The organism is Lysinibacillus sp. NPDC097868, from assembly GCF_044761135.1.
GTDB lineage: Bacteria > Bacillota > Bacilli > Bacillales_A > Planococcaceae > Lysinibacillus.
In genome coordinates this window covers 2,695,418-2,714,665 of record NZ_JBIWBS010000001.1, presented here as the reverse complement: position 1 = coordinate 2,714,665, position 19,248 = coordinate 2,695,418, and the positions used below count along the sequence as shown (strand labels likewise).

The window sequence follows — 19,248 nt, the reverse complement described above, 5'->3', positions numbered from 1 at the left end:
GTGGTGAATAATCATTAATTTTTTCAATAATAATGTTTTGAAACGCAAAGATTAGGAGTAGTAAAAGCTCATTATTCGGTAAAGAGAGCTGCGGGTTGGTGCAACGCAGTCCAATAAGACTTTGAACTTGCCTAGGAGTGGTAAGATAAATAGAATTATCAGATTATTCTATTTGTTTGACGATTAACCTTCGTTACAAGGTTTTTTAAGTTGGGTTCTTAATGGACCAATTAGAGTGGTACCGCGGTTGCTTATGGCATATCGTCTCTTCTTTCATTTGATGATGAAGGAACAGACGGTATGCCTTTTTTGATTTTAGGAGGTAAGAAAGTGGAAAACAACAGTCAACAATTAAAACGAACTATGACCTCGCGTCATATCACAATGATGGCGTTAGGTGGTGCCATTGGTGCTGGATTATTTAAAGGAAGTAGTGCAGCTATTGATATGGCAGGGCCGTCTGTGCTTATTGCGTATTTAGTAGGAGGCATTATCTTATTATTTGTCATGCAAGGTTTAGCCGAAATGGCCGTTCGAAATAAAGAAGCAAGAACGTTCAGGGATTTAGTTGAATCTGTGTTAGGAAAATACCCTGCGTATTTCCTTGATTGGATCTATTGGAAAATGTGGGTTTTAAATATTACAGCAGAATCAGTAGTGGCTGCTATTTTTATTCAATATTGGCTACCGCAATATCCGGTTTGGATACTTGCGCTATCTGTTTCAATATTAGTGACAGCCATTAACCTGTTATCCGTAAAACTTTTTGCAGAAACAGAATACTGGCTAGCGATGATTAAAATCACTGTTATTATTGTATTTATTATTGCAGGACTTATTTTATTGTTTGGTACGTTTGGAAATCATACAGCAGTTGGTTTTTCTAACTTAACTGAACACGGAGGCTTTTTCCCTAACGGATCAACTGGGTTAATAGCTGCAATGCTTGTTGTCATTTATTCTTATGGTGGTACAGAAATCATTGGGATTACATTAGCTGAAACAAAAAATCCTGAAAAAGTAGTCCCAAAAGCGGTTCGCAGTACATTAGTCCGTATTGTTACGTTCTATCTACTTCCGTTCTTTATTATCGTAAGCTTGATTCCTTGGAATGAAGTAAATGGTGTCCCTGAAAGTCCATTTGTAATGGTATTTAAAATGATCGGAATTCCAGGTGCAGACCATATTATGAATGCTGTTGTTTTACTTGCTATTATTTCTTCTATGAATTCAGGGCTTTATGGTTCATCTCGAGTACTGTATACACAAGCTGTAGACGGTCGTGTTCCTAAAATCTTTGCTCATTTATCTAAACGAAAAGTTCCTGTATATGCTATTTTAATGTGTACGTTAGCTTTATATTTAGGTGTAATCTTTTCTTTATTTGCTGGAAGCAAGACTTTCGATTTCTTAATGGGGTCCCTTGGCTATACAGTATTATTTATTTGGTTAATTATTGCGATTGCCCATTTAAAATCACGAAAAAAACAATCAGAAAACACAAGCGCCTATGAAGTTAAATGGTTTCCGTATACAACTTGGATAGCGATTATAGCGTTAAGTGCCATACTCATTGGGATTATTTTTACAACCTCTATTATCGTGACAGGAATTACGTTAGCAATTTACATCTTTATTACGTTAACGTATGTATTTAAAGGCCGACATCAAGTAAATTAATTGGCGTTATTTATTTTTTTGACACGTTTTTCATAAAATATACATTGCAGGCAGATTGTTCGCTCAAGCTATTTTATCCGTGCTATACTACAACCATAGTAAGATTTAAGGAGGATTTCAAATGGCAATTGTACATGCAACAGATGCAACGTTTCAAGATGATATTAAAGAAGGCTTAGTATTAGTCGACTTTTGGGCTGCTTGGTGTGGACCATGTAAAATGATTGGTCCAGTTCTTGAAGAAATGGACGCTGCAGGTAGTGCGGCTAAAATCGTAAAAGTAGATGTGGATAATAACCAAGGTACTGCAGCACAATACCAAATCATGTCTATCCCTTCATTGCTTTTATTCAAAAACGGTGAATTAGTAGACAAAACTGTTGGTTTCCAACCAAAAGAAGCATTAGAAGCATTCATCGCTAAACATGCTTAATTCGTAAAATAAAGAGCTGAGCCATCTTTAGATGTGCTTGGCTTTTTTTCGTTATATAATAGATAGAGGAAAATCAATAAACGCTCGTTTTTCAATAAATTTTCTTATTTTCGTAAAGATTGAAAGGCAATAAGAGAATGGTAATGGAATGGCGGTTATTATTAAGACATCAAAAAGGGGGGCAGGTAGGCGATGAATGATTTAATTAAACGAAAGCTTGATATTTTACCAGATCAGCCTGGCTGCTATTTGATGAAGGATCGACAAGGGACAATTATTTATGTAGGTAAGGCAAAGGTGCTTAAAAATCGAGTACGTTCATATTTTACAGGAACGCATGAAGGAAAAACACAGCGCCTTGTTGGTGAGATTGAGGATTTTGAGTACATTGTGACTTCTTCTAATTTAGAGGCACTCATTCTAGAGTTGAACCTTATTAAGCTACACGATCCTAAATACAACATCATGCTAACGGATGATAAAACATATCCGTATATAAAAATTACGAACGAAAAATATCCACGTCTTATTACAACACGTAAAGTAAAAAAAGATAAAGCAAAATACTTTGGCCCTTATCCAAATGCGTATGCAGCAAGTGAGACAAAAAAGTTGCTCGATAGACTATATCCACTTCGGAAATGTGTACAATTACCTTCGAAAGTTTGCTTATATTACCATATGGGACAATGTTTAGCGCCGTGTGTAAAAGAAATTGATGCACAAGTATATCACGATATGATTGAAGATATGACGAAGTTCTTAAATGGTGGAGTGGAGACAGTAAAAAAAGAGCTTGAAGCGAAAATGTTGGCTGCAGCTGAGCAACTAGAATTTGAGCGAGCGAAGGAGTTCCGCGATCAAATTGCACATATTGAAACGGTTATGCAAAAGCAAAAAATTGTGTCCAGTGATACAACGAATCGAGATGTATTCGGTTATGCAGTTGAAAAGGGCTGGATGTGTGTACAAGTCTTTTTCGTTCGTCAAGGTAAGCTGATTGAACGCGATGTTTCCATTTTCCCTATTTATCAGGATGTTGAGGAAGAATTTTTAACATTTGTCGGCCGTTTTTATGAAAAGCCTGAGCATATTAAGCCTAAGGAAATTTTTATACCTCAGGCGATTGATGCAGCAATTTTAACGGAATTATTAGAGGTTAAAGTGCTAACACCGAAGCGAGGGCAAAAAAAAGAATTAGTAGATTTGGCCATGAAAAATGCAGAAATTGCTGTGGCGGCGAAATTCCAGTTAATCGAGCGACAGGAAGAGCGAACAATCGGTGCTTGCGAGGCATTGGGTGAAGCAATAGGGATTTCAGCACCACTTCGCATTGAAGCATTTGATAATAGTCATATGCACGGTGCTGATGCGGTATCAGCAATGGTCGTGTTTATTGATGGTAAACCTGCAAAGAAGGAATATCGTAAATACAAAACACGCACAGCCGCTAAACATGACGATTACGGAGCAATGCAAGAAGTGATACGTCGCCGTTACACGCGAGTATTAAAAGAAGGCTTGCCATTACCTGATTTAGTTCTAATAGATGGTGGTAAAGGGCAGATGGAAGTAGCGCGAGAAGTGTTAGAGGATGAGCTTGGTCTTGTTATCCCAATTGCTGGCTTAGCAAAAGATGAGAAGCATAATACTTCCCAGCTTTTATTTGGAGATCCGCCCGATGTCATTGCATTAAAGCGAACAAGTGACGGGTTTTATTTACTACAGCGTATTCAGGACGAAGTACACCGTTTTGCCATTACTTTTTTACGCCAACAGCATGAGAAAAATGCTATCCAATCTGTTCTCGATGGAATAGAAGGCGTTGGTCCAAAGCGCAAGCAACAACTATTGAAGCATTTCGGCTCTGTTAAAAAGATTCGTGAGGCGAGTGAGCTTGCACTTCAAGAAGCCGGAATACCAGCGAACTTAGCGAACAGTATTTACAATTATTTTCAGCAACAGTCATTGTCAAAGGATTAGACATATGCTAAGGTTGTGATAGAACAATGAAGTGAAAAGACTATCATGTTCTATTACAGCTTATATGAATGTTTATGTAAGCAAAGCATAAAAAGGAAGTATTTTCATAAAGGTAAAATTAATAAATTCACTATTTTAAGTGATGATAGAGGTGCAAGATTCAATAGTAGCACATTGAAGGATGGACAAATCCGGTGACAGTGTGTGAAAGGGGAGCTTGCCGAAGTAAAGTATCGTTGTTTCCGATACTTTGCTGGTTTTGCATTTAATAGATGTAAGACTGTCGAATCTTGACGTTTCGGAGAGCTATCACACATGCGCAAGCTTTTTATTGTACATGTTGCAGGCAGCTTTCACGTTATGTGAGGGCTGCCTTTTTGCTGTTCTAGAGACGAATCGATAAAAGGAGAATGATGATAATGGCGAGTATTGTATTGAAATTTGGCGGACCTGCAATCGCTTCAACTGAGCGGATTCGAGAGGTCGCTAAAATAGCGATTGCCAAAAAAGAACTTGGCTATGATGTAGTAGTGGTGACCGCGGCGATGGGTCGCACAGCAAAAGACTTAGCGAAGATGGTACGTGATTTATCAGACGATGCTTCTAAACGAGAGATGGATGTACTACTATCGACGACCTCACAACTAGCAAGTGCCCTTTTTGCAATTGCTTTACAAGAGGAAGACTATGATGCAGTTTCATTGACTGGTTGGCAAGCTGGTGTGCAAACAGATGCGAAACATTTTAATGCACGTATCGACCATATCGATGTGTGCCGTATGAAAGAACACTTGGTACAAGGACAAATTGTCGTAGTTGCGGGGGAACAAGGCATTAATCGTGCGCACAATATCACAACACTTGGTAAGGGTGGAGCAGAAACAACAGCAGTAGCCATTGCAGCCGCATTAGAAGCGGAACGTGTTGATATTTATACAAATGTGGATGGTGTTTATACAGCAGATCCTCGTCATATTGAAAAGGCAAGAAAGTTAAAGGAGATTTCATATGATGAAATGCTTGAACTATCTCATTTAGGTTCACATATTTTACATCCACGTGCAGTGGAGCTCGCAAAAAAATTTCAAATCCCAGTCATTATTCGTTCAAGCGTAGTTGATACTGTAGGTACTTTATTGAAGGAGGAAGTTGAAATGGAGAAAAATTTAATCGTACGTGGTGTTGCTTATGAGTCTGATATCATTCGCCTAACAATCGGTTATGATACATACTCAACTGCATCGTTAGCAGATATGTTTGCGCTTCTTGCAGAGAATCGCATTAATGTTGATATTATTGTGCAAGCCATTATAGAAGGTGTGAGACCATCAGTGTCTTTTACAATTTTAAAAGAAGAGTTTGCTGATGCTTTACGTGTACTAGAGGATAGTAAATTGTCACTTGGTTTTAGCTTTGCAGATTTTGAAATTGGCTTAGCGAAAGTTTCAATTATAGGATCAGGCATGGCATCAAATCCTGGCGTTGCTGCACGAATGTTTGACCGTTTACGCCGCGAGGATATTGCAGTGAAAATGGTCAGTACTTCTGAAATTAAAGTTTCTGTTGTTGTGCCACAGGATGAAATGATCCGCGCTGCAAACGCATTACATGAGGAGTTTAATTTAGCAGAAGAGATTCACGTAAACTAAAAGGTAGAAGGCAACATCCTTAACTGGTTTTATATGCATCACATTAGCTTACTTAGATGGCTACTACAGTTGATTTTCGCTACGGGCAGCCGCTTTCCGCGGGCACAGAGGTAAGCCGTAACCCTCGCTAATGCGCTGATAGTTACGTCTTACGTTCTATGCGTTCTGAGCAGGAGTCGACCGCCCTCCGCTCCAATCGCCTAACAAGGTGGTAGGAATATTCCAATTGATTACTATAAAAGGATAAAGAAATGACAAAAGGCATCAAGTTAACTTCATGTTGCCTTTTGTCGACACTCAAAAAGGATTGCATTTCTAACAAAATCGCAATCCTTTACTAGTTTATTTATTTTGTATTGTATTCATAATACGCTCTTTAACATCCCATTTAACTGTAAACATGACTAGCTGTTGCTTTTCGCGCTTCTCATCATAACATTCCGTTAAGTATCCTTTTGCTTGTTGGATTTGTTCAGCAATAAATCCTGCTTCTAGTCTGAAGCTTCGATTATGAATTTGCAAAAGTGTTGGTTCATTTGTTAAATGGAAAATGCGTCCATCCTTAGACTCCTTTGTCAATTCAAGAGTACCCCAGCACGCATCCGCGAAAAATGCGATAAGTTCTTCTTGACTTTTACAAGGGAACTTCCGTGCAAGCTCCTTCCCAGCCCAATAAAGTACGTCATCTTCATGTTTACCGAGGATAGAAGATAGGATATGATCACGGATTAACTCATATCCAAATGGTGAGATTGTATTAGATGGATTATTTAACATTGAAATCCTTCTTTCTTAGAATTTTCTTATAATTTAGCGTCAATAAAGTAAAGGTAGAATTTTCGAGAAGAAACGACACGTTATGTACTAGATTACTTCTATAATAAGGGCTATTAAAAACTCTATGTTACCTTGACGCTCGTAGCACTTGAGAGTACAATAAACATGTCATAATATTGTACCATGATGAAATACACAGTCAATGGAGTATCATTTACAAAATGGTGACTTCTTTTGTTGTGCTATTTTAAGTACTAAGGGGGGTAACAGTCTTGTCGAAAGATCGAGAGTTTTTATGGCGTCGCTTACATTCTCTACTAGGTATCATTCCAGTAGGTCTGTTTTTAACGATGCACCTATTCATTAACTTTACAGCAACAGGCGGAGCAGAAAGCTACAATGATGCTACCGCAGTAATGGAAAAGATTCCATTTCTTATCCTAGTAGAGTGGATTGTCATCTACATTCCATTAATGTTCCACGCATTTTATGGTGTGTACATCGCATTCACTGCTACACCAAATACAGGGCGTTTTAGCACATACCGTAACTGGATGTTCTCATTACAACGCTTCACTGGTGTATTTTTAGTAATCTTCATTGCATGGCATATTTTCCAAACTCGTATTCAAAAAGCGCTTGGTACACACGTTGATTACGACATGATGGCAAATATCGTAAATAATCCATTTATGCTTGGATTCTATATTGTTGGTATTATATCAGCAACTTTCCACTTATCAAATGGCTTATGGGCATTCCTAGTAAGCTGGGGTATCACACAATCTCCTCAGTCTCAAAAGATTGCTACTTATGTAACAAACGTTCTTTTCGTAATTCTAAGTGTAGTTGGTGTGGCTGCTATTTTAGCTTTCGTATAATTTAATAAAAGCTACTATAGAAGTGCATGCAATCTTTGCAATTTTTTAAGAGGAGTGAGAAATAATCATGGCGAAAAGCAAAATAATTGTTGTCGGCGGCGGTTTAGCTGGTCTGATGGCAACGATTAAAGCAGCTGAAGTTGGTACTGAAATTGATTTGTTCTCATTAGTTCCTGTAAAACGCTCACACTCTGTATGTGCGCAAGGCGGAATTAATGGTGCCGTAAATACAAAAGGTGAAGGGGATTCTCCTTGGATTCACTTTGATGATACAGTATATGGTGGGGACTTCTTAGCGAACCAACCACCTGTTAAAGGTATGTGTGATGCAGCCCCTGGTATTATTCACTTAATGGACCGTATGGGTGTAATGTTCAACCGTACGCCAGAAGGTTTATTAGACTTCCGTCGTTTCGGTGGTACGTTAATGCACCGTACAGCATTCTCAGGTGCAACAACTGGTCAGCAATTACTATACGCGTTGGACGAGCAAGTTCGTTCTCACGAAGTAGCTGGATTAGTTAACAAATATGAGCACTGGGAATTCCTAGGTGTTATTATCGATGATGACGGCGTTTGCCGCGGTATCGTAGCACAAAATATGCGTACAGAAGAAATTAAATCATTCCGTGCAGACGCTGTTATTATGGCGACTGGTGGCCCTGGTATTATCTTCGGTAAAACAACAAACTCTGTTATTAACACAGGTTCTGCTGCTTCTATCGTATACCAACAAGGTGCTTCATACGCGAATGGTGAGTTCATTCAAATTCACCCAACAGCGATTCCTGGAGATGACAAAAACCGTTTAATGTCAGAATCTGCTCGTGGTGAAGGTGGTCGTATTTGGACATATAAAGACGGTAAACCTTGGTACTTCTTAGAAGAAAAATACCCTGCATATGGTAACTTAGTACCACGTGATATTGCAACACGTGAAATTTTTGACGTTTGTGTAAACCAAAAGCTTGGTATCAACGGCGAAAACATGGTATACCTAGATCTTTCTCATAAAGATCCACATGAATTAGATGTTAAACTTGGTGGTATCATTGAAATCTATGAAAAATTCGTAGGTGATGACCCACGTAAATTACCAATGAAAATTTTCCCAGCAGTTCACTATTCTATGGGTGGATTATGGGTTGACTACAACCAAATGACTGAAATTCCTGGTCTATTTGCAGCAGGTGAATGTGATTACTCTCAACATGGTGCAAACCGTCTAGGTGCAAACTCATTATTATCTGCTATTTATGGTGGTATGGTTGCTGGTCCAAATGCAGTTGATTACGTTAAACATCTTAAAAAGCATGCTGAAGATTTATCTCAAGATATTTTCGATGCACGTGTTAAAGAAGAGCAAGCTAAGTGGGATGCTATCATGAAAATGGACGGCACAGAAAACGCTTACCTTCTTCATAAAGAGCTTGGTGAGTTAATGACAGCTACAATGACAGTTGTACGCTTTAACGACCAACTTGAAGAAACTTATAAAAAACTTGGCGAATTCCAAAAACGTTGGGAAAACATCAATATCAACGATACACAAAAATGGAGTAACCAAGGTGCTCACTTTACTCGTCAGTTGAAAAACATGCTTTACTTAGCGAAAGTAATGACAAAAGGTGCTTTACTTCGTAATGAATCTCGTGGTGCGCACTATAAACCAGACTTCCCGCAACGTGATGATGAAAACTTCTTAAAAACAACTATGGCGAAATTCGACCCAGCTACGGGCGAGCCAGTTATCACATATCAAGAAGTAGACGTTTCATTAATCCCACCACGTAAACGTGACTACTCTGCGAAAGGAGACTAAGAATTATGGAAATCGCAGCTAATACTGGAAGAAAAGTAAAAGTTGAAATTTTACGTCAAGATACACAAGGTGGCCAAGGCTACTGGCAGAAATTCGAAGTTCCTTACCGTCATGGTATGAACGTTATTTCTGTGTTAATGGAGATTCAAAAAAACCCAGTGACAGAAACTGGTGAAAAAACAACTCCAGTTTCATGGGACATGAACTGTCTTGAAGAAGTTTGTGGAGCATGTTCAATGGTAATTAACGGTCGTCCACGTCAATCATGTTCAACACTGATTGATCAATTGACTGAACCAGTTCGCCTTGAGCCAATGAAAACTTTCCCGGTTGTACGTGACTTACAAGTAGACCGTGATCGTATGTTCAACGCACTGAAAAAAGTAAAAGCATGGGTGCCAATTGATGGTACTTATGATTTAGGTGAAGGTCCTCGTTTGCCAGAAGGTAAACGTCAATGGGCTTATGAATTATCTAAATGTATGACTTGTGGTGTATGTATGGAAGCGTGTCCAAACGTGTCTGAAAAAGCTTCATTCATTGGTCCAGCACCATTATCACAAGTACGTCTATTTAACACTCACCCAACAGGTGCAATGATTAAGGACGAACGTTTAAATGCAATTATGGGTGATGGCGGTCTTGCTAACTGCGGTAACTCTCAAAACTGTGTAGCTGCTTGTCCTAAAGGTATTCCTTTAACAACATCTATCGCATCTTTAAACCGTGCAACAACAGTGCAAATGTTCCGTAACTTCTTCGGTTCTGACCACTACGTTGACTAATTGTACAATGCAAATCCCTTACACAATTGTGTAAGGGATTTTTTTTATAGACTGTTAGTTATAAGAAAATAGGCGATTCGGGAATAAAACACTAAAATTTCTGATTTTTCTATGATAATATAGCAATTTCCTTTATAATGAATTTGTATTCATTTTTAAACTATTAATATACGGTTAGATAAACAACAGTTTCATTAAACATAAGCTGGATACAGAACGAAGGGGGAAGTTGAATATGAAAGCAAGTTATATTGGGGATTTTGAGAAATGGGCAAATGATTTTTCGTTTTATATTGAGGTACGTGTGCGTTTTTCAGAAACGGATATGTATGGCCATATGAATAATACAGTTAGCTTTACATATTTTGAACAGGCTAGAATCGATTATTTTAATCATCTGGGTATATTATTGCCTTCTGCAATTGATGACAATGTAAATGGAATACCGATCGTAGCAGATTTACAATGTGATTATAGAAAGCAAGTTTTCTTTGATGATGTAATTCGCGTGTACACGAAAGTAGCCAAGGTAGGTAATTCATCAATGGATATTCATTACTTAGCAAAAAATCAAAAGGATGAAGTATGCTTTACAGGACGTGGTACTGTTGTACAAATGGACCCTCGAACAGGTAAAAGTGTGCCAATAACAGAAGAAGAAAAGGCACATTTAGCGGCACTAGCTATTATTTAACTTGCTTCAGCAAAAGTCACTTCTATAAGTGGGGGATAAAAGGCAACTTTTCACTAAATTAAGTGGGGGATAAAGCTAAATCAAGATAAATGCGTAGATGTCACCAATTTAAAGAGTAGTTTTTCGAACAGGCTCAAAAAAGCTGGACGTATTTATGCAAAGGTAATTGATTCATTTTTTTATTTCATATTGCGCTATTATAGAAGAACTTCCGATTTTTTTGTGGAAACTACGTATATTAATGAAAATAGCCGTCACCGCTCAACACTCCTTAACATAAGTTACAATACGTGCGGGGGAGGAGGGTGTGACTGAAAATGAATGGCTCTCATCATCGTTCTCTTTTAACAAACCGAGAACGTGAAATATTTGCGCTTTTATTAGCTGAAAAAACAACGAGGGATATTGCAGGGCAACTTGGTATTAGTGAAAAAACAGTGCGAAATCATATTTCCAATACAATTCAAAAGCTGGGTGTAACAAATCGATCTCAAGCGTTAATTGAGCTGTTACGCTTAGAAGAATTTAAATTAGACTAATGGACTCTTGCTATTTCGTGAAAAAAACGACAAAATAGAACTATTCAACGTATTTTTAGGAGTGGAATAGTTATATGTCGGATGAAGTAACAAAGCACTCACCTGAAACCGTTGCAACGGTTGAAAAGGAACTACGCTATATAGCGGCCATTGTGAAGCAAAAAGGAAGAGAAATTGTTTCACAATATGCGATTACGCCGCCACAATTTGTTGCATTGCAGTGGTTAGAAGAGCTTGGTGATATTACAATTGGCGATTTATCAAACCGTTTATACTTAGCTTTTAGTACGACAACAGATTTAGTGGACCGAATGGAGAAAAATGAATTAGTCAAGCGAATGCGTGATGAAAATGACCGTCGTGTCGTTGTCGTTCATCTTCTCGAAAAAGGCGAACGTATTATTCAAGAGGTTATAGAAAAAAGACAGCAATATTTGCAGGAAATGCTTGTTGGATTTAACGAACAAGAAGTCGCGCAATTATCAAGCTATTTACAAAAACTACATGTACACATGAAACAGGATTGAGGCGGAAAGTATGAATGCCCCGATAGGCGTTATTGATTCAGGAGTAGGCGGTTTAACCGTAGCAAAGGAAATAATAAAACGTTTACCAAATGAAACGATTTATTATATTGGTGATACAGCAAGATGTCCCTATGGTCCACGAACTCGTCAGGAAGTACGAAATTTTACTTGGCAAATGGCAAAAGCGCTAGAGAAAATGAATATCAAGATGCTAGTTATTGCTTGTAATACAGCGACTGCAGTAGCACTCGAAAGTTTACAACGTAATATGCCTTTTCCGGTATTAGGCGTTATTAATGCTGGCGCACGTGCAGCTGTAAAGAAAACGAAGCGACATGAAGTCGTTGTGCTTGCAACAGAAGGAACAATTAAAAGTGGGGCATATGAAGAAGCATTATTATCTCTTAATACGTCTACCCACATTATTCCATTGGCTTGTCCAACATTCGTACCACTAGTAGAAAGTGGCGAATATAAAGGTGAATTTGCAAATAATTTAATTGCTGATGGCTTAAAACCGTTAAAAAACGAACAATTTGATACGGTCATTTTAGGATGTACACATTATCCTATTTTGCAAAAACAAATTGAAGCTGTCGTCGGAGAAGATGTATTCGTGCTATCTTCTGCGGAAGAAACAGCAAAGGATGTTGAGGAAATGCTTGCGTATAATGGCACTTTAGCAGACTCAAATGCTAAGCCCGCACATAAATTTTTTGCAACGGGCTCTGTTCCAATTTTCCGTTCGATTGCAGAAAGTTGGCTGGAGCAAGGTACGCTTGACATAAACCGTATTACATTAAAATAAAAATCAGCTTAGCTTAATAGCTAGGCTGATTTTTTTATTTCGTAATAATTTATGGAGATGAATGTTTTACATAAATAAATAGATCGCAACGAACATAGCAGCACTTCCAGCCATTACAAAGACATGCCAAATTGCATGGTTGTACTTAATCTTTTTGTTCTTATAAAAATAAGTGCCTGCAGTATAAAAAATGCCACCGATTAAAAGTGTCATAAACCCATTGAATGAGATGTAGGCAACTAATGGCTTATAGGCGAAGACAATGAGCCATCCCATACCAATATAGACGATTAATGATATTTTTTTAAAGCGATAAACGAAAAATTGTTTTAGAATGATGCCGATGAAAGCAAGCACCCATTCAATAATAAAAATGCTCAATCCAAGCTTTCCACCAACTGCAATAAGTGCAATCGGTGTATAAGTTCCGGCGATTAATAAGAAAATGGAGCTATGATCTAGTTTTTTTAAAAGCACCTTGTTTGTCGGCAGTGAGTGATACAAGGTGGATGCTATGTATAAACAAAACATCGATAAACCAAAAATAATGTAACTAATAAGCTCGGTGCTTGTACCAGTTGTTACAGCTTTATGCACTAATAGAAGGGTAGCAGGAACTGTCAAAAATGCACCTATTCCATGTGTTAGCGCATTCCAAAATTCTTCCTTTATGGTATAACTACTATGCCCAATTGTTGGTTGAGACATGACCATCACCTCTTTCTTTATTATATTACTATAACATGAAGGGATTTTTCATTGTAGATGAAAATGTAATGCAATTTATATGATAAATATCATATATTGGGCGTAGTAAATCGTCGCACCAATGTAAAATATGATAAAATAAGGGCGCGAAAGATTTTAGGAGGCACGATTAATTATGACAAGATTTGATGGTAGAAATGCAGATGCATTGCGTCCTGTAAAAATGGATAGCGATTATTTATTACATCCAGAAGGCTCAGTATTGATCCAAGTTGGAAATACGAAAGTAATTTGTACGGCAACAGTTGAAGATAAAGTACCGGGTTTTTTACGCGGGCAAGGAAAAGGATGGATTACAGCTGAGTATTCTATGCTACCACGTGCCACAGCACAACGTACACCACGTGAATCGTCACGCGGGAAAGTAAACGGACGTACAATGGAAATCCAACGTCTTATTGGGCGTGCATTGCGTGCTATCGTCGATTTAGAGGCTTTGGGTGAACGTACGGTATGGATTGACTGTGACGTGATTCAAGCAGATGGTGGGACACGTACTGCGTCAATTACAGGTGCATTTGTAGCGATGACACAGGCGATTGCTAAGCTTGCTGAAGATAAGCAATTAGAAAAATTCCCTGTTACAGATTTTTTAGCTGCTACAAGTGTTGGCATTGTTGAAGAACAAGGTGCCGTTTTAGACTTAAACTATGTTGAAGATGTAGATGCAGCTGTAGATATGAACATCGTTATGACCGGAGCAGGTCGTTTTGTAGAATTACAAGGCACTGGTGAAGAAGCAACCTTTTCACGTGAGGACTTAAATGATTTGCTTGCATTAGGTGAAAAGGGAATCCGTGAGTTAATTGAGCTACAAAAACAAGCGCTTGGAGAAATCGCTCTTAAAGTAGGAGGAAACGACTAATATGAAACAAGTTGTAATTGCGACAAAAAACAAAGGCAAGGCAAAAGATTTTGAAGCATTATTTGCGCCACTTGGTTATGAAGTGGTGACGATGTTTGATGTCGCACCGAATATGGAAATAGAAGAAACAGGCACAACTTTTGAAGAAAATGCTGTGTTAAAGGCAGAGGCTTTGGCGAAAGAACTTGCAACTATTGTCATTGCTGATGATAGTGGCTTAGCTGTAGATGCACTAAATGGTGAACCAGGTGTATATTCGGCTCGTTATGCAGGTGATCACGATGACGAGGCAAATATGGTAAAGCTTTTGCATAATTTACAAGATGTTGAAGATGATAAGCGTACAGCTCGTTTTTGCTGCTGCATTGCCATTGCAGGTCCTGATTTTGAAACAACGACTGTATTCGGCACTTGTGAAGGTGTAATTGCACATGAAAAACGTGGTACAAATGGCTTTGGTTATGACCCAGTCTTCTTCGTACCAAGCTTAAATCGTATGATGGCTGAGTTAACACCAGAAGAAAAAGGTGCTATTTCTCACCGTGGAAATGCCATTCGCAAGCTAAAGGAACAATTGCCAAATCTTATTAAGTAAGAGGTGATTTCTATGCAAATATTAGTCATGAGTGATACACATGGAGATAGCGCTGTTATTGATAAAGTACGTAGCTTTTATCCTAATGTAGAAACGTTGATTCATTGTGGCGATAGTGAGCTTCCCTTCTCCCATGATGCACTCAATGATATGAAGAAAGTACGGGGAAATTGTGATATCGATAAAGCATTTCCAGATGAAGTCATTATGGAAGTGGGAGATGTTACCCTGTTTGTGACACATGGTCATTTATTTAATGTGAAAACATCAATTTTGTCATTGTCGTATCGTGCAAAGGAGGTCGATGCACAAATTGCCTGCTTCGGCCATTCTCATGTATTAGGTGCTGAAATAATTGATGATGTGCTATTTATAAATCCAGGAAGCTTATTAAAGCCAAGAGGTCGCACCGAAAAAAGCTTTGCAATTATAGATATTCAAGATGATTATTTTCAGGTCAATTTCTTAACAGATGACAACGATTGTATTTCAACGCATAAGTTTATTCGGAAATAAATCATAAGAAGTCATAAGGAATGACACTTATATAAAAACGCTTAAGATTCTGCTAAAAGAGAGTTTAAGCGTTTTTATATTTATGTACACAGTGTTTATGGAAATTATATCCATGAATTAATTGCATTATAGTAGAAAAACTAAATGAAAAGAACAAGGGTGATTAAATGACAAAGGCAAACAACATAGGTTGGAATTTCGATAATAGCTACACTCGTCTACCAAGTTCATTCTATAGCCGTCTTCAATTGAATCGTGTACAAGCGCCAAAATTGGTGATCGTTAATGAGGCAGTTGCTAAGTCCCTTGGATTAGATTATCAAGCCCTCCAACGCGAAGACAGTATCGAAATACTTGCAGGTAATGAGGTGCCAAGTGATGCATGTCCGCTTGCACAGGCTTATGCAGGACATCAATTTGGGCATTTTAATATGTTAGGAGACGGTAGAGCACTGCTTCTCGGCGAACAAATCACTCCAACGGGGGAGCGCTATGATATCGGGCTTAAAGGGTCAGGGCGAACACCGTATTCTCGAGGTGGTGACGGTCGCGCGGCACTCGGTCCGATGCTCCGCGAATACATTATTAGTGAAGCGATGTATGCACTGGGCATTCCGACTTCTCGTAGTTTAGCGGTGGTGACGACAGGAGAAACAATAATACGTGAAACTGAACTGCCTGGTGCCATTTTGACGCGTGTTGCAAGCAGTCATTTGCGTGTGGGGACATTTCAGTATGTGGCACAATGGGGGACGGATGAAGAGCTTCAAATTTTAGCTGATTATGCGATAGAACGCCATTTCCCAATGATTGATCAGATGCACCCTAATCGCTATTTGAGTCTGCTTCAGGAAGTCATGGAGAGACAGGCTAAACTCATTGCACAATGGCAGCTAGTTGGCTTTATTCACGGTGTTATGAACACTGATAATATGACCATTAGCGGTGAAACAATTGATTATGGTCCTTGTGCTTTTATGGATACTTACGATCCTGCTACAGTTTTTAGCTCAATCGATAGACAAGGTCGCTATGCATATGGAAACCAGCCACCTATAGGAGGGTGGAATATTACTCGTTTTGCTGAAACACTGCTCCCGCTTATTCATGAAAATGAAGAAGAGGCTGTAACACTAGCACAGGAGGTTATACAACAATATCCTCAGCTTTATTACACAAATTGGCTCAAAGGCATGCGAGCGAAATTAGGAATCTTTAACGAAGAAGAGCAAGATGCAGCACTAATAGAAAAACTGCTCTCATTAATGGAAAAGAACGGTGCTGATTTTACGAATACATTCCGTGCTTTAACTTTTAATCAATGTGAAGGAACTTCCCTATTTGATAGTACAGAGTTTAAAAAATGGAATGAACAATGGCAAGCCAGACGCGGTAGACAAGAGGAAACCGAAGAGGCATCACAACAATTAATGCGAAGTAACAATCCAGCGATTATTCCTAGAAACCACAGAGTAGAAGAGGCATTAGAAGCTGCTGTTATACATGGTGATTATCGTATAATGTTCAAGCTATTACAGGCACTTTCACAGCCATATGCCCATTTAGCTAATCAAGAAGAGTATGCAACGCTACCAGCACCCACAAATTGTCCGTATCAAACGTTCTGTGGCACATAAACATAGATTTAAAACGAAGGAATGTCATAGCCTTCGTTTTTTTTATTGAAGTAAAAGGAAAGCGGTAACAGCACAAAACCTTTAAGCATACGTTATGTATGAATAACAGAAAAGGAGACTGTGTAACGTGCATCAATATTCTAAAGGTTGGTTTGTAAAGGAGCTCCGTGCAAAGGGGATATTAGTACATCCTCAATTAAAGAGCCATCTAGGGCTTTTTAAAGAATCTGAACTACGGAATTTATATTACCGCTATGTTGACAAGCAACCAATCGATACGGAGAAATGATAGGTTGGTTTAAATAAAAGGGAAACACTAGTTTATAGGAAAATAACGAAAAACCAGATTGATGGACAAAAGATATTGTCGATGAATCTGGTTTTTTATTTATGCGTTTAATAAAAGCGGTAGCAAAACTGCATAACAATTGCCATTGCAATCATATCCGACATCTCGAGCACCTCTGCTTCGATTTCATCGAAAACTTGCACATCTGCTTGATAGTCTTTTTGTATCATGGTAACTGCTTCTTTTTTCGTTAAAGCTAAATGGCTATAAAACATTTGCTGTACGGCTTCTTTACTCAAATAAGGATTAATCGTACTTAAAAATATAGCGATATCATCGGCATTACGATACCATTCTTTTTCTTTTGCCGCTGCTGTTGTCGCAACTCCTTTATTCGCTGCTGTAACGAGCTGCGCTGCAATAAGTAGATGCTCTTTAATAAGTTCGGCGTACCGATCAGCTATTTGATCTCCATAGAATGGACGAAGACAATTTCCTAAATCCGTCGCATTGCGTAAAAGACGCGTTTGCACAAATGGTAAATCTGGCAAACCAAAGACAATACTAATAATGGTCATCCTCGTCCAATTGACATGCTCCATCCACAACAGTCGATTCATAGCTAAATAATCAGATTCAGCTTTACTGATGCACTTTCGATTATCGCGCTGTGGTTGTAAAAAGTGCCGAACAGGCGCTGTATACTGGTTGTATGGGGCAGTATAGATGGCGCTTAATGAATTGCTGTAATATTCATTTGAATACGGAAACAATACACGTTCACTCCTTTAAAAATACATTCTATTGTAGAATACTCGACAATATCTTTGGGTGTGCATGCATGCAGAGCGTGCATTATTCTTCATATATCATTTTCTTTGTCATACCTCCATCGACAGTAAGATTAATACCTGTAACAAATCGATTTGCTGGATTTGTTAAATACAGACATGCTTGTGCAATATCTTCAGGCACGCCAACACGCCCTGATAAATGTTGCGCATGATCGATTGAACGTAACTGTTCATAAGCCTCCGTTTCAATCCAACCAGGTGATATACAATTGACCATAATCTGATCTGGCCCTAAAGAGCGTGCTAAAGCGTGTGTTAAAGCCACAATACCACCTTTTGAAGCGGCATATGCTTCCGTATCGGGCTCAGACATACAAGCCCGTGTAGAGGCTAAAGAAACAATCGAACCACCATTCTCATTCGCCCGCATTATTTTAGCCGCCTCTCGTGAACAGAATAAAACACTCGTTAAATTCGTTTGTAAAATATCATGCCATTGTGCAAACGTAATATCATAAGGAGACACGTGCTGAAACTTTCCAGCATTATTAATTAAAATTGAAATCGTCCCGAAATGTTGAACCGTTTGCTGCATTAAAGAAATAATATCTTGTTCCTTTGTAACATCTGTCTCTACGAATAATGCCGAATAACCTTGCCCATGCATTTCTTGCTCAAGCTGTTTACCGCACTCTACATTGACATCTGCAATGACAACCTTAGCACCATTTTTTGCATATGCCAGCACTACACCTTTACCAATTCCTTGTGCACCACCAGTCACTACAACAACAGCGTTTTCAAACATATTCATTCCTCCAATTTTTGCTTTTTATTATTTTAGCAAAAATAGAGCAGTGTACTATATTGAAATGGCATAAAGAAACATCTAGATTCATACAATAAATAGGTATATAATATTTTCAAGGCAAACCTTGCCTTCATAGTAAAATTAATGTTGACATTATGTTATAAACGACATATAATAAATATTGTCTTTCCTAAGAGAAAATTAAATTAGAAATTAGGAATATACATCATGTCTCAGTAGCTCAGCAGGATAGAGCAACGGCCTTCTAAGCCGTCGGTCGGGGGTTCGAATCCCTCCTGGGACGTCTAAAAAGCAGTCACAAACCATTGATACAATTGGATTTGTGAGAAACTAGGGATTCGGTCGGGGCTTCGGTCACTGATGTAGAATCCCTT

At 38.5% G+C, this 19,248-nt stretch carries 20 protein-coding genes, 1 tRNA gene, 1 riboswitch and 1 other annotated feature; of the genes, 17 read left to right on the top strand and 4 right to left on the bottom strand.

Annotated elements, in window-relative coordinates:
• Positions 1 to 38: 38 nt before the first annotated feature.
• Positions 39 to 272 (top strand) — a binding site (T-box leader).
• 28 nt (positions 273 to 300) lie between these two features.
• The 4 genes from ACIQXJ_RS13690 to ACIQXJ_RS13675 all read left to right on the top strand — a co-directional run bounded on the left by ACIQXJ_RS13690 (position 301) and on the right by ACIQXJ_RS13675 (position 5,745).
• The gene (locus tag ACIQXJ_RS13690; RefSeq protein WP_403054479.1) at positions 301 to 1,680 is read left to right on the top strand and encodes an amino acid permease; all 1,380 of its coding nucleotides are present in this window, start codon (positions 301 to 303) and stop codon (positions 1,678 to 1,680) included.
• Positions 1,681 to 1,801: 121 nt separating this feature from the next.
• Positions 1,802 to 2,113: a thioredoxin gene (trxA, locus tag ACIQXJ_RS13685; RefSeq protein WP_024363864.1), complete on the top strand. Its 312-nt coding sequence runs from the start codon at positions 1,802 to 1,804 to the stop codon at positions 2,111 to 2,113.
• Positions 2,114 to 2,305: 192 nt separating this feature from the next.
• Positions 2,306 to 4,096: an excinuclease ABC subunit UvrC gene (gene uvrC / locus ACIQXJ_RS13680; RefSeq protein WP_403054477.1), complete on the top strand. Its 1,791-nt coding sequence runs from the start codon at positions 2,306 to 2,308 to the stop codon at positions 4,094 to 4,096.
• A gap of 138 nt (positions 4,097 to 4,234) precedes the next feature.
• Positions 4,235 to 4,413: riboswitch (Lysine riboswitch) on the top strand.
• Between the two features lie 102 nt (positions 4,414 to 4,515).
• The gene (locus tag ACIQXJ_RS13675; protein ID WP_403054475.1) at positions 4,516 to 5,745 is read left to right on the top strand and encodes an aspartate kinase; all 1,230 of its coding nucleotides are present in this window, start codon (positions 4,516 to 4,518) and stop codon (positions 5,743 to 5,745) included.
• A 342-nt stretch (positions 5,746 to 6,087) separates the two neighbouring features.
• Here ACIQXJ_RS13675 and ACIQXJ_RS13670 read toward each other — a convergent pair whose 3' ends face one another.
• Positions 6,088 to 6,522: a YslB family protein gene (locus tag ACIQXJ_RS13670; RefSeq protein WP_401008979.1), complete on the bottom strand. Its 435-nt coding sequence runs from the start codon at positions 6,520 to 6,522 to the stop codon at positions 6,088 to 6,090.
• 272 nt (positions 6,523 to 6,794) lie between these two features.
• Between ACIQXJ_RS13670 and ACIQXJ_RS13665 the strand changes: the two genes are divergently transcribed.
• The 7 genes from ACIQXJ_RS13665 (at position 6,795) to racE (ending at position 12,578) form a co-directional block, all read left to right on the top strand.
• Positions 6,795 to 7,403: a succinate dehydrogenase cytochrome b558 subunit gene (locus ACIQXJ_RS13665; RefSeq protein WP_401008978.1), complete on the top strand. Its 609-nt coding sequence runs from the start codon at positions 6,795 to 6,797 to the stop codon at positions 7,401 to 7,403.
• A 67-nt stretch (positions 7,404 to 7,470) separates the two neighbouring features.
• Positions 7,471 to 9,225, top strand: coding sequence for a succinate dehydrogenase flavoprotein subunit (gene sdhA, locus ACIQXJ_RS13660; protein WP_403054472.1), 1,755 nt, complete (start codon positions 7,471 to 7,473; stop codon positions 9,223 to 9,225).
• Between the two features lie 5 nt (positions 9,226 to 9,230).
• Positions 9,231 to 10,010 carry a succinate dehydrogenase iron-sulfur subunit gene (gene sdhB, locus ACIQXJ_RS13655; protein WP_340823175.1) on the top strand — a complete coding sequence of 260 codons (780 nt, stop codon included), beginning with the start codon at positions 9,231 to 9,233 and terminating at the stop codon, positions 10,008 to 10,010.
• A 235-nt stretch (positions 10,011 to 10,245) separates the two neighbouring features.
• Positions 10,246 to 10,704, top strand: a complete 459-nt coding sequence (locus tag ACIQXJ_RS13650; protein WP_403054470.1) for an acyl-CoA thioesterase — start codon at positions 10,246 to 10,248, stop codon at positions 10,702 to 10,704.
• A gap of 317 nt (positions 10,705 to 11,021) precedes the next feature.
• On the top strand, positions 11,022 to 11,243 hold the full coding sequence (locus ACIQXJ_RS13645; RefSeq protein WP_172772342.1) for a helix-turn-helix domain-containing protein: 222 nt from the start codon (positions 11,022 to 11,024) through the stop codon (positions 11,241 to 11,243).
• 74 nt (positions 11,244 to 11,317) lie between these two features.
• The gene (locus ACIQXJ_RS13640; protein WP_172772341.1) at positions 11,318 to 11,770 is read left to right on the top strand and encodes a MarR family winged helix-turn-helix transcriptional regulator; all 453 of its coding nucleotides are present in this window, start codon (positions 11,318 to 11,320) and stop codon (positions 11,768 to 11,770) included.
• Positions 11,771 to 11,780: 10 nt separating this feature from the next.
• Entirely contained in the window at positions 11,781 to 12,578 is a 798-nt protein-coding gene (racE, locus tag ACIQXJ_RS13635; protein ID WP_403054468.1) for a glutamate racemase, read from the top strand.
• Positions 12,579 to 12,644: 66 nt separating this feature from the next.
• Here the strand turns inward: racE and trhA are convergent, their stop codons facing one another.
• Positions 12,645 to 13,286 (bottom strand): PAQR family membrane homeostasis protein TrhA, encoded by a 642-nt coding sequence (gene trhA, locus ACIQXJ_RS13630; protein ID WP_403054466.1) that lies wholly within the window; start codon positions 13,284 to 13,286, stop codon positions 12,645 to 12,647.
• Between the two features lie 175 nt (positions 13,287 to 13,461).
• Between trhA and rph the strand changes: the two genes are divergently transcribed.
• The 5 genes from rph (at position 13,462) to ACIQXJ_RS13605 (ending at position 17,248) form a co-directional block, all read left to right on the top strand.
• A complete protein-coding gene (gene rph / locus ACIQXJ_RS13625; protein WP_401008974.1) occupies positions 13,462 to 14,211 on the top strand; it encodes a ribonuclease PH in 750 nt (249 codons plus the stop codon).
• A 1-nt stretch (position 14,212) separates the two neighbouring features.
• Positions 14,213 to 14,806 carry an XTP/dITP diphosphatase gene (locus ACIQXJ_RS13620; RefSeq protein ID WP_401008973.1) on the top strand — a complete coding sequence of 198 codons (594 nt, stop codon included), beginning with the start codon at positions 14,213 to 14,215 and terminating at the stop codon, positions 14,804 to 14,806.
• Between the two features lie 12 nt (positions 14,807 to 14,818).
• Positions 14,819 to 15,322 carry a metallophosphoesterase gene (locus tag ACIQXJ_RS13615; RefSeq protein ID WP_403054464.1) on the top strand — a complete coding sequence of 168 codons (504 nt, stop codon included), beginning with the start codon at positions 14,819 to 14,821 and terminating at the stop codon, positions 15,320 to 15,322.
• 167 nt (positions 15,323 to 15,489) lie between these two features.
• The gene (locus tag ACIQXJ_RS13610) at positions 15,490 to 16,959 is read left to right on the top strand and encodes a protein adenylyltransferase SelO (protein WP_403054462.1); all 1,470 of its coding nucleotides are present in this window, start codon (positions 15,490 to 15,492) and stop codon (positions 16,957 to 16,959) included.
• Between the two features lie 127 nt (positions 16,960 to 17,086).
• The gene (locus ACIQXJ_RS13605) at positions 17,087 to 17,248 is read left to right on the top strand and encodes a DUF2639 domain-containing protein (protein WP_340823188.1); all 162 of its coding nucleotides are present in this window, start codon (positions 17,087 to 17,089) and stop codon (positions 17,246 to 17,248) included.
• Positions 17,249 to 17,355: 107 nt separating this feature from the next.
• Here the strand turns inward: ACIQXJ_RS13605 and ACIQXJ_RS13600 are convergent, their stop codons facing one another.
• Positions 17,356 to 18,021 carry a hypothetical protein gene (locus ACIQXJ_RS13600; protein ID WP_403054460.1) on the bottom strand — a complete coding sequence of 222 codons (666 nt, stop codon included), beginning with the start codon at positions 18,019 to 18,021 and terminating at the stop codon, positions 17,356 to 17,358.
• 82 nt (positions 18,022 to 18,103) lie between these two features.
• Positions 18,104 to 18,850, bottom strand: a complete 747-nt coding sequence (locus ACIQXJ_RS13595; RefSeq protein ID WP_403054458.1) for an SDR family NAD(P)-dependent oxidoreductase — start codon at positions 18,848 to 18,850, stop codon at positions 18,104 to 18,106.
• Positions 18,851 to 19,083: 233 nt separating this feature from the next.
• On the opposite strand from ACIQXJ_RS13595, the gene ACIQXJ_RS13590 reads away from it, so the two are divergent.
• Positions 19,084 to 19,157, top strand: a tRNA-Arg gene (locus ACIQXJ_RS13590).
• Positions 19,158 to 19,248: the final 91 nt, after the last annotated feature.

Bases quoted from the DNA above. Each gene is read 5' to 3' on its own strand.
- trhA (WP_403054466.1), bottom strand. From the start codon at position 13,286: ATGTCTCAACCAACAATTGGGCATAGTAGTTATACCATAAAGGAAGAA.
- rph (WP_401008974.1), top strand. From the start codon at position 13,462: ATGACAAGATTTGATGGTAGAAATGCAGATGCATTGCGTCCTGTAAAA.
- ACIQXJ_RS13690 (WP_403054479.1), top strand. From the start codon at position 301: ATGCCTTTTTTGATTTTAGGAGGTAAGAAAGTGGAAAACAACAGTCAA.
- ACIQXJ_RS13615 (WP_403054464.1), top strand. From the start codon at position 14,819: ATGCAAATATTAGTCATGAGTGATACACATGGAGATAGCGCTGTTATT.
- trxA (WP_024363864.1), top strand. From the start codon at position 1,802: ATGGCAATTGTACATGCAACAGATGCAACGTTTCAAGATGATATTAAA.
- uvrC (WP_403054477.1), top strand. From the start codon at position 2,306: ATGAATGATTTAATTAAACGAAAGCTTGATATTTTACCAGATCAGCCT.
- sdhA (WP_403054472.1), top strand. From the start codon at position 7,471: ATGGCGAAAAGCAAAATAATTGTTGTCGGCGGCGGTTTAGCTGGTCTG.
- ACIQXJ_RS13670 (WP_401008979.1), bottom strand. From the start codon at position 6,522: ATGTTAAATAATCCATCTAATACAATCTCACCATTTGGATATGAGTTA.
- ACIQXJ_RS13640 (WP_172772341.1), top strand. From the start codon at position 11,318: ATGTCGGATGAAGTAACAAAGCACTCACCTGAAACCGTTGCAACGGTT.
- ACIQXJ_RS13675 (WP_403054475.1), top strand. From the start codon at position 4,516: ATGGCGAGTATTGTATTGAAATTTGGCGGACCTGCAATCGCTTCAACT.
- ACIQXJ_RS13620 (WP_401008973.1), top strand. From the start codon at position 14,213: ATGAAACAAGTTGTAATTGCGACAAAAAACAAAGGCAAGGCAAAAGAT.
- ACIQXJ_RS13610 (WP_403054462.1), top strand. From the start codon at position 15,490: ATGACAAAGGCAAACAACATAGGTTGGAATTTCGATAATAGCTACACT.
- ACIQXJ_RS13650 (WP_403054470.1), top strand. From the start codon at position 10,246: ATGAAAGCAAGTTATATTGGGGATTTTGAGAAATGGGCAAATGATTTT.
- sdhB (WP_340823175.1), top strand. From the start codon at position 9,231: ATGGAAATCGCAGCTAATACTGGAAGAAAAGTAAAAGTTGAAATTTTA.
- ACIQXJ_RS13645 (WP_172772342.1), top strand. From the start codon at position 11,022: ATGAATGGCTCTCATCATCGTTCTCTTTTAACAAACCGAGAACGTGAA.
- ACIQXJ_RS13595 (WP_403054458.1), bottom strand. From the start codon at position 18,850: ATGTTTGAAAACGCTGTTGTTGTAGTGACTGGTGGTGCACAAGGAATT.
- racE (WP_403054468.1), top strand. From the start codon at position 11,781: ATGAATGCCCCGATAGGCGTTATTGATTCAGGAGTAGGCGGTTTAACC.